At 37.2% G+C, this 11,543-nt stretch carries 11 protein-coding genes; 10 read left to right on the plus strand and 1 reads right to left on the minus strand.

The features are described 5' to 3' along the window. Positions 1-745: 745 nt before the first annotated feature. From dmpI to ACAN52_RS17550, 8 genes are all read left to right on the plus strand, one after another. Positions 746-940 (plus strand): 4-oxalocrotonate tautomerase DmpI, encoded by a 195-nt coding sequence (gene dmpI / locus ACAN52_RS17515; protein WP_378956243.1) that lies wholly within the window; start codon positions 746-748, stop codon positions 938-940. Between the two features lie 99 nt (positions 941-1,039). Next, positions 1,040-1,384 carry a winged helix-turn-helix transcriptional regulator gene (locus ACAN52_RS17520; RefSeq protein ID WP_378956244.1) on the plus strand — a complete coding sequence of 115 codons (345 nt, stop codon included), beginning with the start codon at positions 1,040-1,042 and terminating at the stop codon, positions 1,382-1,384. Positions 1,385-1,525: 141 nt separating this feature from the next. Continuing rightward, positions 1,526-2,338 (plus strand): nitroreductase family protein, encoded by an 813-nt coding sequence (locus ACAN52_RS17525; protein WP_378956245.1) that lies wholly within the window; start codon positions 1,526-1,528, stop codon positions 2,336-2,338. Positions 2,339-2,991: 653 nt separating this feature from the next. Beyond that, positions 2,992-3,630, plus strand: a complete 639-nt coding sequence (locus ACAN52_RS17530; protein WP_378956247.1) for a CBO0543 family protein — start codon at positions 2,992-2,994, stop codon at positions 3,628-3,630. Between the two features lie 458 nt (positions 3,631-4,088). Beyond that, positions 4,089-4,919, plus strand: coding sequence for an AraC family transcriptional regulator (locus ACAN52_RS17535; RefSeq protein WP_378956248.1), 831 nt, complete (start codon positions 4,089-4,091; stop codon positions 4,917-4,919). 90 nt (positions 4,920-5,009) lie between these two features. Further along, positions 5,010-6,239: a multidrug efflux MFS transporter gene (locus ACAN52_RS17540; RefSeq protein WP_378956249.1), complete on the plus strand. Its 1,230-nt coding sequence runs from the start codon at positions 5,010-5,012 to the stop codon at positions 6,237-6,239. Beyond that, positions 6,227-6,817, plus strand: a complete 591-nt coding sequence (locus ACAN52_RS17545; RefSeq protein ID WP_378956250.1) for a hydrolase — start codon at positions 6,227-6,229, stop codon at positions 6,815-6,817. The genes ACAN52_RS17540 and ACAN52_RS17545 overlap by 13 nt, the downstream gene beginning before the upstream one ends. A gap of 223 nt (positions 6,818-7,040) precedes the next feature. Further along, positions 7,041-7,688: an MBL fold metallo-hydrolase gene (locus ACAN52_RS17550; protein WP_378956251.1), complete on the plus strand. Its 648-nt coding sequence runs from the start codon at positions 7,041-7,043 to the stop codon at positions 7,686-7,688. A 775-nt stretch (positions 7,689-8,463) separates the two neighbouring features. On the opposite strand, the gene ACAN52_RS17555 is transcribed toward ACAN52_RS17550, so the two are convergent. Beyond that, positions 8,464-8,790 carry a winged helix-turn-helix transcriptional regulator gene (locus tag ACAN52_RS17555; RefSeq protein WP_378956252.1) on the minus strand — a complete coding sequence of 109 codons (327 nt, stop codon included), beginning with the start codon at positions 8,788-8,790 and terminating at the stop codon, positions 8,464-8,466. A gap of 124 nt (positions 8,791-8,914) precedes the next feature. Between ACAN52_RS17555 and ACAN52_RS17560 the strand changes: the two genes are divergently transcribed. Both ACAN52_RS17560 and ACAN52_RS17565 read left to right on the plus strand, forming a co-directional pair. Beyond that, positions 8,915-9,616, plus strand: a complete 702-nt coding sequence (locus ACAN52_RS17560; RefSeq protein ID WP_378956253.1) for a flavodoxin family protein — start codon at positions 8,915-8,917, stop codon at positions 9,614-9,616. A 64-nt stretch (positions 9,617-9,680) separates the two neighbouring features. Then, positions 9,681-10,828 (plus strand): IS3 family transposase gene (locus ACAN52_RS17565; protein WP_378956254.1). Its coding sequence is split into 2 segments (ribosomal slippage): positions 9,681-9,942 and positions 9,942-10,828, totalling 1,149 coding nucleotides; the frame shifts between segments, so codons are not numbered across the junction. Positions 10,829-11,543: the final 715 nt, after the last annotated feature.

The raw sequence follows: 11,543 nt of genomic DNA on the forward strand, positions 1-11,543 counted from the left end.
TAGAGTTAAAGGTGTTAGTGGACTATATTTTGTTTTGTTCAAATAGTGCTTGTTTACGTTTTAGACCATCATTTAGATGGCAGATGTTTTTGACATTCATAAACGTGATTAGTAAAGCAAGGGGTTCGGCAATCGATAGCACGATCAATGTAGTAGTAATGGTTCACCGAGAGACGCAAGTCTACCTGTTCTCTAATCATTCATATTAGAAAGTTAGTTTTTTGAGGTAGCGAATCGTCTTCACAATAAAGGATTAATCAATTATTAGGCAGGGTTAGCCAAGACCATTAGACTTTATGGCGGTATGATTCAATAGAGGTTGTACATACGATTCGGTACGGCTCGCCTCCACCATCTAAATTCCGAATACTTATGAAGCCACGAATTTCGTGGCTTTTTTGCATTGTGTGGTTTTAAAAGGTTTCGGGTGGCTTCACCAGCTAAAACCGGAAGTTGTTGAAGTAATGAATCAAATAGATAATAACGTAGTAATGTAAATAAAAGGAGACTAGAATTAATTAACGAAACGACTAGAGGGATTTCTACTTACTGTGATTACGCTACTTTTTGAGGGCGGTTAAATCGGTGTCAATACCGTTTGTTAATTCCCTCTCTTTTTTTGTTGCATGCTGCATTTTACGTCATTATCCCTTAAAATACAAAAAAATATTGCTACAAAAAAAGTAGCATGCTATAATATCAGTAGCAGCATGCTGAAATATACATATTGGAAGGAGGTGCGGTTATGCCAGTAATTACGATAAAAATGAAAAAAACTCAGGCAGAAAAGAAAAAGGAATTAATTGAGAAATTAACTGCTGCAGCAGTTGAGGTTACCAATTCTCCAGCAAGCGCTTTCACTGTCTTTATTGAGGAGTATGAGCCTGATAGTATTGGTATCGGCGGACAGACGTTGATTGAAAAATTAGCTAACAAGTAAGATAAATATACCTAAGCCCCCTCGTTCTTCTTTTACGGACGAGGGGTATTTCATAGAATTTATAATTTATATTGAGAGATACTTCAAGGAGGAGTTAATATGTCAATTCCATGTCCAGGTAAACCCGTTCGAGGATCCCAATCGGGAGTCCCAATTATGGCTCTTTTTGATCTTTTAGGTAGGAATTGGGCACTAGGTATCATTTGGAATTTACAGACTGGCTCTTCTACCTTCAGAGAACTTCAGGAACGGTGCGAGTCAATCTCCCCTTCAATATTAAACACCCGTATCAAGGAGCTGAGAGAAGTCGACATTATAGAGCGCACTAATGATGGTTACCAATTGACCCAACGGGGAGAAGAACTGATGGAGTTGTTGCGCCCATTTGGGGAGTGGTCATGGGTCTGGTCAAAAGAGGTCTTCAACTTTACAAAACACGTGTAATAAGGAAATAGTGTATCTAGCTTACATGTGACATGGAGCCTAGAAAATCCGTTGTTCTCAGCAAATAAAAAAGAATAACCGAAAAAATATTTTTGTAGTACGATTAGTTTGAAATTGAAAAAGTGGAAAGGAAGGATTAGAATGAGTTTGCTTACTGTGGATCGGAAAAAATGTATTGGCTGCGGAATTTGTGCCGAGGTTTGCCCGAAGAATTATATAAGAATAACTGAGGAAGGGATTCCGGTTGATGCCGGGGTTGCCTGTATCACCTGCGGTCACTGTGTTGCTATCTGTCCCCAAGCGGCATTGGATCATGCTCACGCGCCGCTTACCAGTCAAGTTTTGTTAGATAAGACTCCGGTGTTGAACGCTGAGACGGCGGAAAGCTTTCTTCGGGGCAGACGCTCTATTCGGTTGTATAAAGAAGAGGCCGTTCCAAAAAGCAAAATTCTAAAGCTGCTGGATATTGCCAGGTTAGCACCTACCGGAAATAATACACAAGGTGTGCAGTACTTGGTTATAGATAATAAAGATACGCTACAGGCTATTACCCAAGCCACGGTAGCCTGGATGGATAAAGCAATCGCCCTACGGGAACCATCGGCAGCTCATTTTGCCGGTTTGGTGGAACACTATCATAAAACCGGGCAAGATGTTATTTTGCGGAATACACCGTGCTTTATCCTGGCACTGGCCGAGAAAAGTTTTACGCGTGGGCGTGATAACACCCATTTTTCTCTTGCGTATGCCGAATTGTTTGCACCAAGTCTTGCATTAGGAACGTGTTGGGCAGGCCTTGTCGAGGCGTGTGCCAGATCTGACTATCAGCCGTTGCTTAAAGTATTGGACATTCCGGAAGAGTTAATAGTCACCGGCGGGATTATGGTTGGTTATCCTAAATACAGTTATAAACGATTGGTAGATAGGTCTCCGTTGAAAGTAACTTGGCGTTAACCGACTAATTCTTATAGATGGCAGGAAGAGCAAAGTCGCTACTAAACTTGTTAAACGTTAGTAGCGACTTTTTTAAACCAAATATTTAGAAATGAGTCAAGTGACGGTTCAGTGACTCAGTCACGTTTGCTAAAAGGGTGGATTTGCAAGGTCACAGATCGCCTCCACCATCTAAATTCGATTTTTTACAAAAAATTGAAGTGATAGAGACCGCTATTTATCTGCATTCTTGCGGATGAGAAGTGGTCTTTTATTTTTAATAATGAACTTGGTTTTGGGTAGTTATAATTAAATTTATTTGTGATTAAACGAGCCCATACAAAGCAAAGGAACGCTCATTTTGCTTTCTATTTAAAACGTTGAAAAAACAATAAAGGGATAGATGGAGTAATAAAATGGTAGATTGCAGGGTAATAGGAATTAATCAAAGTAATATTTTAAGGCGTGAGTGAGGAAGAAGTACAAAGAACGTCCCCGCGCTTCTAAGTTGAGCATTCACTCTTGATAAAAAAACTAAAGAAGTTCTATATTAATCGCTTTGAATGCAGGGGGACTAGGATTTTTTTGTTAACGAATTACATATACTATCGTATATGAGATGTCCCATTCTTGTCATTGAGTTGGGTCGCTCATATTATTTCTGGAGGTGCATTATGAGTAGCAATGAACTGTTTCATCAACTGCAACTGCAAATTTGGAATATAACATGGAACCGCTATATTACGGAAGAACTTTTTTCAAGTCGCTGGTGGGGGTCACTCATCTTCTTATTGGTTTTATACGCGATATGGCTGAAACTGTTGGATAAATCAAGAGCATTTGAGATTACTCTTTTTGGGTCCTTTGTTGCTGTACAGGCGGTGATGGTAGATATTGTCGGATTTTCCATGGGTCTATGGCAACACAACATTCGGTTGCTCCCGATTGTTCCGGGTGTTTTTCCTATTGACTTTACAGTTGTTCCTATCCTGTTAATGCTTGCCCACCAGTACGGGGCTACCTGGTCAAAATATCTTACATGGTCGGCTTTCGCTGCCCTATTATTTAGCTTTGTCATATCGCCAACATTTCAGTTCTTTGACATAAAAGCTTACTATAACTGGCATTTTGCGTACTTTGTCATTCTTATGATGATTTTAGCCATTATATCTAGATTGGTTATTGAAATGGTTGAAAAAACCGTTAAAGCACATTCGACTGATTTTTCATCTTCCATTGAAATTTCCCCGTTTCCTCAGCCAGCCGCCAAACCTTTACCTGATTCCGAAGAAAATAATTCTGATGATAACTAATCTATTTAGGAGATAGACAGATTCGGGCTACCATTATCATCGTTTGGCTACTAAGAAAGGCAGGGGCTTTTCAATGATATGTTATGAAACCGACGATAAAGCCTTGTGTTGCCTGAATTGCTAGCTTCTTAGACAGTGTAAACAGCTTTTTAAATGACATTGCCATGTCCGTGAAAATAACATCTAAATTTTAGAAGAACCAGTAAATCCGCATCACTAGTTGGGAAAAAAATTGCATGAACTGGGTTGAAAAAGAAGTTCAATGAGGAGCACATCTATCATCTAAATTAGAGATAAATAGAACCCGCAATTCGCGGGTTATTTCTTTGTATTGATTTAGTTGAATAAAAAACTTTAGTATCTTCTTAAAACCCTAATAAATAAATTAAATGTGATAAAATCAACTTATTAATGAATATTTCGTTTATTGCATTCTAGATTGAATTATGGAGGGAAACATGAGCATAAAAAATCTTTTTTTTCACATTCATTACTGCAATTGCAGGAAAAATTATGAATCAGAAAGATTGCCAAGAAAAATTACTAGAACAATTCAACATCATGAGCTTGCTTTTTTTACCGGGGGGAAGGGCAGTATTATAATTGAAAACAAAAGATATTCAATTAAAGAGGGTATGCTATTCTACATTTGTCCTAATGTACAACATTCTATAGAGATAGATACGAAAGAACCCATATGTATTCGATCCGTACATTTTAGCTATGCGCAAGTGAATTTTAATGATAGTAAATGGGCTATTAGAGATGAAGTAAAAATGCTCCCATTGCACTTTGCACAAGAATTAAAGGATTATTATCATATTGATGATATATTTAAAAAATTAGTTGATAGCTGGAATACCAAACTACCAGGATATGAGTTTATTACGAAGACTTTATTTCAGCAATTATTAATTGCAATTTATCAAAACATAAGAAAGCAAAAACAGAATTACTCCACCTCTTTAAAGGTGGAAAAAATCATTCAATACATGCATCAAAATATAAATAATAGAGTGACCTTGACTGAATTGTCAGATCTGGTGCATCTATCCTCTACTTATCTATCAAGAAGTTTCAAAGAGAATACGGGATATTCTATCATTGAGTTTTTTAATAAGATAAAAATTGATAAAGCCAAAGAACTTATTGCCGAAGGTGATAAAAAGGTAAAAGAAGTAGCACAAGCGCTTGGATTTATTGATGAATTTTATTTTAGTAGGATATTTAAAAGAATGGAAGGGATAAGCCCCTCGGAATATTACAGCAAAAATGTCCATGGAGTTTAATATAATGCATGGTATAAAGCTAATCCGTAGGTTAAAATGAGGATATTATTGTACAATAATTGATGCATAATAGAAGGAAGGCTCATATTCATGCCGATTTGGAAAAGAAATTTAATCGTTTGCTGGTTTGGGATGTTTGTAACAGGCGTAGGAATGGGCCAGATTGCCCCAGTGTTACCGCTTTATATAGATCATCTTGGGATACACGATACTGCCTTAATTGAGCAGTTCTCAGGAATTGCTTTTGGTATTACCTTTATAGTTTCAGCGGTTTTTTCGCCAATATGGGGTCAGGCCGCTGACAGATTTGGGCGAAAACCAATGCTCCTACGAGCAAGCCTTGGCATGGCAGTAGTTATATTTAGTATGGGTTTTGTTCAGAATGTGTATGAACTGATAGGATTAAGATTGTTGCAGGGCGTTATCACTGGGTATGGTACAGCCTGTATTACCTTGATTGCAACACAGACCGATAAACAGTACGCGGGATGGGCTTTAGGTACACTTTCTACAGCACCTATTGCAGGTTCTTTGCTTGGACCATTGATTGGCGGTTATATAGCAGAGACCCTTGGTTTACAAAATGTATTTTTTATAACCGGTACACTGATGTTGGTTGCATTTATTACAACTGCTTTTCTTGTAAAGGAATCTTTTACTCGTCAAGATAAAAAGGTGCTTAGTGCTAAGGAAACATGGAATATTATTCCGAACAAAGGTTTAACTATTATCATGTTTGTGACCTCTTTTGTATTAGCCGTAGCATTATACTCTGTAGAACCAATCATAACAGTATATGTTGCCGAGTTATCCAGTAACACCAATCATGTTGCAATGCTCGCTGGAATGGCTTTTTCCGCTTCAGGGTTGGCAAATATAATTGCTGCTCCAATATTGGGAAAACTTTCTGATAGGATTGGACCACAGAAGGTTATGTTAGCTGCACTTGTAGCGGCAGGCCTCATTTTTATACCACAGGCCTTTGTAAAAAATTTTTGGCAGTTAATGGTGCTTCGCTTTTTATTAGGAATAGCAATGGCAGGGTTGATTCCTTCTGTTAATGTCTTAGTGAAGAAAATTACACCAGATTCTCTTACAGGGAGAGTTTTTGGCTTTAACATGTCGGCACAGTATTTAGGCGTATTTGGAGGTTCAATTCTAGGGGGACAGGTAGCGGCTTATTGGGGTATCAAATATATTTTTTTTATTACAAGCACATTGCTACTGATAAATGCAGTATGGGTTTATTTTAAGGTGTATAAAAACTTAGCATTATACAAAAAGGAAAATGAAGAGGAAAGAAAAAAATGGAAGATTTAAAATCAGCAGAAGCTAAATTAGTGAAAGCAGAAAAAACGGCGCTAGTAGTTATAGACTTGCAAAAGGGAATTGTAAACAGGCAGGGTTCACCTTATACTGTCACGCAAGTCGTTCAGAATGCAAGCAAATTAATGAATGCATTCACGGAGAAAGGAGCCTTTGTAGTTCTTGTAAGAGTTTCATCTGTAGATGGAAAAGACATGTTAAAGCCCAAGACCGACTCCCCAATTAATCCAGTACAATTACCAGAAGGCTGGGACAGCTTTGTGCATGAACTAGGAAATATGGAAAAAACTCATCTTATTACTAAGAGGCAATGGGGAGCCTTCTATGGTACTGACCTTGACTTACAGTTAAGACGTCGTGGAATTGATACCATTGTTCTATGTGGTGTTTCTACTGGAATTGGTGTGGACACTACGGCAAGAGAAGCTTATCAACATGGTTATAACCAAATTTTTTCAACAGACGCAATGACGGCTTCTACAAAAGAAGAACATGACTATGTTTGTACTTATATATTTCCTAGGATAGGTCAACTAAGAACCACAGAACAAATAGTTTTATCATTAACTTAACTGTCGTAGCTTCAATAATTAAGGATACGTCCAGGGTTCTGCTAACAAATCGTTCCAAAGTCCAGTAGTATGAATTAATTTGCAAAATATGGATGGAATTATTAGTATTTTCGAGTAACTAGTAGAATCGGAGCTTATCGTCGATCTCTTGGAAAACAAATGTAATAAACAGGATATAGCCAAGTGTAATTCATTTATCGCAATAATTGGGAGGGGATAGGAAATGGAAATCAAATGGTTTGGTCAATCTTGTTTTACAATAATATCTGACAATGGAGCAAGAATTGTGATTGACCCGTTCGACAAAAAAATTGGTTATCCTTTACCGGATCTTGAGGCAGACATAGTTACTACCAGTCACAATCACTCAGACCATAACAACGTCTCAATAGTGCGAGGGGATTTTAAGCATCTAGAAAAACCAGGTGAATATCTTGAAAGTGGAATTGCCATATCCGGCATATCAACTTTTCACGATAGTAAGGGTGGTATTTTTAGAGGAAATAACATTGTTTTTAAGTATACGATAGATGATATAAACGTTTGCCATTGCGGTGATTTAGGTCATAAATTTTCATCTGAGCAACTTGGACAGATTGGTAGTGTAGACATTTTGCTATTACCAGTAGGGGGACTTGCTACCATCAACGCCTTGGCTGCAGTAGAAGTAATGGAACAGCTAAAACCTGTTATTACAATCCCAATGCACTATAGAACGAAGGCTCTAGGACTGTTAGGCTATCTATTTAGCCCAGTTGAAAAGTTTCTGTCATTGTCGACTAGAACAACAATGACAATCAAAAATCTAAGCCTAACAAAAGAAGATCTGGAAACATACCATGGGATAGTAGTTTTGGATTACAGGGCATAAGACGGTAAATGGTTTAAAAAGTACGTTGGAAGACAATAAGGGACGCCAGACTGTGCGAAAACTACAAAACTAATAAATAAAAATCTAAAAAGTGAAGGATATCCTTCACTTTTTAGATTTTTTTACTGTATTGATTTTACTGTATTGAATTGAAGAAAATGGTCATTTATGCATTAAAGTGGGAGATTTAAAATTGCAAAATTAGTTTTCGCACAACCTGACGTCCCCAATGTCTTTCAACAATATATGATCTACTACAATCACTACAGATATCAATGGACTTTAAAGAAGCTGGGGAACCTATTACTTTCTCACTAAAAGAAAGGCTTCAGTCAGTGCTGAGATCTCTTTGTCCNCACAACCTGACGTCCCCAATGTCTTTCAACAATATATGATCTACTACAATCACTACAGATATCAATGGACTTTAAAGAAGCTGGGGAACCTATTACTTTCTCACTAAAAGAAAGGCTTCAGTCAGTGCTGAGATCTCTTTGTCCTTTTTAACGTATAACATAAAACGGGTAATGAATATACTTGGGATCAAGGAATTAGTAAGAAGATTACAGGAAAAGCGGCAACTAGTACTTGCATAAAAGTATTGGTTTTCTTTTTTATATAACTTTTTAAATCAATACGAGTCAATTTTATCGGTATATCGCTAGAACAAAAAAGATTTATATTAGAAAATGAGATTGGTTTTCATACATTCTATCGTCCCCGCGATTCTTCTGATAAGACATTTAATCACCTCAGTAAATTACAAGAAATGACTTTATTTATCCTTTGCTAGTGATCTTTGTTCTTTTCCCCATTCTGTAATAGCCATCAGGGATGGAATGAGCTTTTCGGCACGCTCGGTTATAAAATATTCAACATGTGGTGGTATTTCCGAATACTGAATACGTTTGACAAGACCATACTCTTCTAACTCGCGCAAGGAACGTGTAAGCATAATGTTAGTGATTCCACATAATTTCTTTTTTAATTGGTTGTAACGTAGTCCGCCATCCAATAAGTAAAATAAAATTAACATTCGCCACTTTCCGCCGATAATTTCTAGTGCATATGTAAGCGGACAATCGTCATAATGGTTATTCAATTGTAAACATCTCCTCAACTATTATATAAGGCACAAAAAAGTGCGTACTTGTCTATTTGTTCCTTACAAGTATAATTGTATTATACTCTGAATCAATTAGTTAAGCAAATTAGGAGATGATGTTATGAAAGTAATTGCTATCAATGGGAGTCCGAGGAAAAATCGGAATTCCGCCACCTTGTTACAAAAAGCCCTTGAAGGAGCTAAATCCGTAGGGGCAGACATAGAAATCAACCATTTATATGATCTAAATTTCAAGGGCTGTACCAGTTGCTTTGCCTGTAAGCGAAAAAACAGCAACCATATTGGACACTGTGTTGTGAAAGATGATCTGACAAGCGTCCTGGAAAAAATTAAGAAATGTAATGTATTGCTATTGGGAACACCTATATATTTTGCCAATACCACTGGTGCGATGCAGTCTTTTTTAGAGCGCCTGCTGTTTCCGGGTCACAATTATGAGTGCCAAGGAATGACAACGGATTTATATCAATCACTTTTCCCAGGAAAAGTGTCTTCAGGTTTCATCTATACGATGAATGCCCCTGAGGATATCCATTCCTTAAATATTCCAGAGGAGTTTATGAAATTTTACAATTATGATTGCTTGTTTCAAATCCATAAACAATTGTGTGGAAAAATATTAAATGGGCCATCGGAATTTTTACTATCCCAAGATACCTACCAGTTTGATGACTACTCCCAATATAAAGCCTCAAGGTTCGATGAAAAACACAAGGACCAAGTGAAAAGAGAACAATACCCCATCGACTGCCAAAAGGCCTTTGATATGGGGGCTCGGTTAGCAGGTGCCTTTTTAAAATGATACCATTAAACTGGAAATGGTATGATAAACTGGACACTAAAATAAGAGAAAAAGGTGACAGTTTATGCGTAGAAGAAGTTATGATCGCCAATTTAAAATAGCAGCGGTAAAATTAGTTCTGGAAGATAGCATGTCCGTTTCTGAAGTTGCAAAGGAATTATCTATCCATTACAACAGCCTGTATCGCTGGATAAGTGAGTATGAAGAATATGGAGAAAGTGCGTTTCCAGGTCATGGAAGCGCACTTTATAATTCTCAATATGAAATTAAAAAGCTCAAACGAGAAAATGAAGAGCTTAGAGCAGAGTTAGAACTACTAAAAAAATTCCGGGCCTTCTTGAAGAAAAAGAATGTATAAGATTTCAATATCTTAAGGAAAACCAGGACAAGTATAATATCAAGAAGGCCTGTAAAGCATTAAGTATTTCACGTTCTGGTTTCTATGAATACCTAAATAGAAAACCATCCAAGCGAATGCTTGAAAATGAAGTCTTAAGTACTGAAATAAAAAAGATATTTGAAGAGCATAAAGGCAGGTATGGCTCTATAAGGATTTCAAAAGTTCTTAAACAGCAAGGCATTACTGCAAACCGAAAACGTGTCTCTCGGTTGATGAGAAACATGAAACTGCTTCCCAAAGGTACAAGATATCGATATAAGCGTTACAATCAGCAATCATCTTCAATAGAAAGACCTAATTTACTTAATCAGTCATTTCAAACTGATGGCAGGAACAAAATCTGGGTTGGCGATATTACATACGTGCCGACAAAAAAAGGTGTACTATATTTAGCCGTATTCCTTGATATTTATTCTCGTAAAGTATCTGGATGGTCTATGGGACGAAATATGAAGGATGCCCTTGTAATGGATGCATTTATGCAGGCTTATGGTAGAGAACGTCCGAAAGAAGGTCTTATCGTTCATACAGATCAAGGGTCTCAATTTACCAGTGGTAACTTTCAGACATTACTACGTGTACATGGAGCGATATCAAGCGTTAGCAGAAAAGGAAATCTATATGATAATGCTTTAATGGAATCATTTTATAGAACAATAAAAAGAGAGCTTGTTCAGGATGCTCATTTCGAAACACCTGAGCAAGCTCAGCAAGAAATATTTAAATATATTGAACTATATTACAACACCAAGAGAATGCATTCCTCTCTTGGATATCTTTCCCTTGCCCAATTTGAGGAATTAAATTCATAATTTTTCTTAACTTTGTGTCTAGTTTTTGTTGACAATTCCAGTTTAATGTATAACCTAAAACGTGTGCTCAATATTATGGGAGCCAAGCAATTGATAGCGGCAATCAGATAGCTTAAATGCTAATATTTGATTATAGCCGTTATTTTTATGATAAATTGACCTTTGGAGATTAATTTTGAGGCTGAAAGTTAAGCGTTTTCGCACAGCCTGACGTCCCCAATGTCTTACCTAATAGCATGAACAGGACGATTCATAATTACGCCCCGCCAAGGCTGATTTTCTGGCTAATTCTTCGCTATCTCCTTGCTCTAATAAGGGATTACCGAACAGGTCGCGGTTCGCCGCCACCATCTAAATCCGAAATACTTATGAAGCCACGAATTTTGTGGCTTTTTTGCTTTGTATTTGGTGAGATGCGGTCGCCTCCATCGGTCGATATTCTTCAAGAGTATTATCTTGATATAGCGAATGTAGATAGTTAAATTGATTTTTTCGATATCATAAGTGCACATAGGATAGGGGGCTTGTTTCTTGCTTATCGAAAGGACTATCATAAATTGAGTTTGGAAGGAAGAAAACACGGAACCTGTCCCTGTAAGATATAGTACAGAAGGATTATTCATTTTGGGTCAGAAAAACTCCGAACAATCAGTTTTATGTATAATATTGATGAAGGATATGAATGTCCCTGTCCCAGGGAAGATTTTTTCTATAC

Origin of the sequence: Pelosinus sp. sgz500959 (assembly GCF_042610375.1) — a bacterium.
In the GTDB taxonomy this organism is placed as follows: Bacteria; Bacillota; Negativicutes; order DSM-13327; family DSM-13327; genus CTSoil-075.

Excerpts from the sequence above, each read along its gene's own strand:
- dmpI (WP_378956243.1), top strand. The coding sequence starts at position 746 with ATGCCAGTAATTACGATAAAAATGAAAAAAACTCAGGCAGAAAAGAAA.
- ACAN52_RS17520 (WP_378956244.1), top strand. The coding sequence starts at position 1,040 with ATGTCAATTCCATGTCCAGGTAAACCCGTTCGAGGATCCCAATCGGGA.
- ACAN52_RS17525 (WP_378956245.1), top strand. The coding sequence starts at position 1,526 with ATGAGTTTGCTTACTGTGGATCGGAAAAAATGTATTGGCTGCGGAATT.
- ACAN52_RS17530 (WP_378956247.1), top strand. The coding sequence starts at position 2,992 with ATGAGTAGCAATGAACTGTTTCATCAACTGCAACTGCAAATTTGGAAT.
- ACAN52_RS17535 (WP_378956248.1), top strand. The coding sequence starts at position 4,089 with ATGAGCATAAAAAATCTTTTTTTTCACATTCATTACTGCAATTGCAGG.
- ACAN52_RS17540 (WP_378956249.1), top strand. The coding sequence starts at position 5,010 with ATGCCGATTTGGAAAAGAAATTTAATCGTTTGCTGGTTTGGGATGTTT.
- ACAN52_RS17545 (WP_378956250.1), top strand. The coding sequence starts at position 6,227 with ATGGAAGATTTAAAATCAGCAGAAGCTAAATTAGTGAAAGCAGAAAAA.
- ACAN52_RS17550 (WP_378956251.1), top strand. The coding sequence starts at position 7,041 with ATGGAAATCAAATGGTTTGGTCAATCTTGTTTTACAATAATATCTGAC.
- ACAN52_RS17560 (WP_378956253.1), top strand. The coding sequence starts at position 8,915 with ATGAAAGTAATTGCTATCAATGGGAGTCCGAGGAAAAATCGGAATTCC.